Below are 939 nucleotides of genomic sequence, written 5' to 3'. Positions count from 1 at the left end.
AGCCTGCTCACAGGCGCGAAGCTCTTCGCCGTCGTAGTAGCCGCGATCCGCAACAACCTCGAGCGTCTCAACAGCCATCTCGGCACGAGCCTGCCCGGCCATGTTAGAGAGTTGGTGGCGATCGCTGCCCACGTTGGTCACATCGTGAGCCACAATGAGGTGATGCTGCGTTTCAACGGCAATCTGCACGTTGTAGCCGACGATGCCGGTGTCCTTACCACTTGTCGCCATCGAGCGTGCGTCAGGATCGGACAGTGAGATCTGCTTGTCCTCGCTCTTCATCATCTCCGCGTTGATCGCGTTGAGTCGGACGATCTCTTCCTTGAGCTTCTCGATCTTGCCCTTCAACCGCTCAACCCTGGCCTCCGGCACCGCGTCGCCATGCCGATCGGCGGTTTCAAGCTGAGAGAGATAGCGGGCGATGCTCTCATCGATCCGCTCGAGACGCCTCTTCATCTTGGCCTCGGTGAAGTTCTTGTCCCGTGCATTGACAGCCTTGAACTTTGATCCGTCGATGCCGACGCTCGCTTCACTGAACAGCTCAAGCTTGCGGCACAGCGCGACGAATTCGCGACAGACCTCACGAATGGCTTTGCCATTATCCTTGCGGAAGTCCGCGATCGTCTTGAAATCCGGCGCCAGCTGCCCGGTCAACCAGATCATCTCGATATTGCGCTGGCATTCCCGCTCCAGGCGTCGGCTCGACGGAACCCGATTCAGATAGCCGTAGATATAGAGCTTGAGCATAGTGCCGGGGTGATAGCTGGGTCGGCCGGTGTCGAATGGCTGGACCCCGATGAACCCGAGCTGGTCGAGATCGAGACCATCGACGAACACGTCGACCGCTCGCACCGGGTTATCCTCCGCCACATAGTCGTCGAGCGATGCCGGAAACAGTGTGCTCTGGCCGCGATCCAACCCTTCGACAAAGCGCTTCAT

General features: G+C 59.0%; 1 protein-coding gene. It reads right to left on the bottom strand.

The genetic code is table 11. From position 1 onward, the window contains the following. The coding region (locus XI09_RS08510) for an IS1182 family transposase (RefSeq protein ID WP_271566442.1) at positions 1-939 on the bottom strand (939 nt) is incomplete at both ends.

Origin of the sequence: Bradyrhizobium sp. CCBAU 11386, assembly GCF_028128955.1 — a bacterium.
Classification (GTDB): domain Bacteria; phylum Pseudomonadota; class Alphaproteobacteria; order Rhizobiales; family Xanthobacteraceae; genus Bradyrhizobium.
This window is presented reverse-complemented; position numbering and strand designations above follow the sequence as displayed.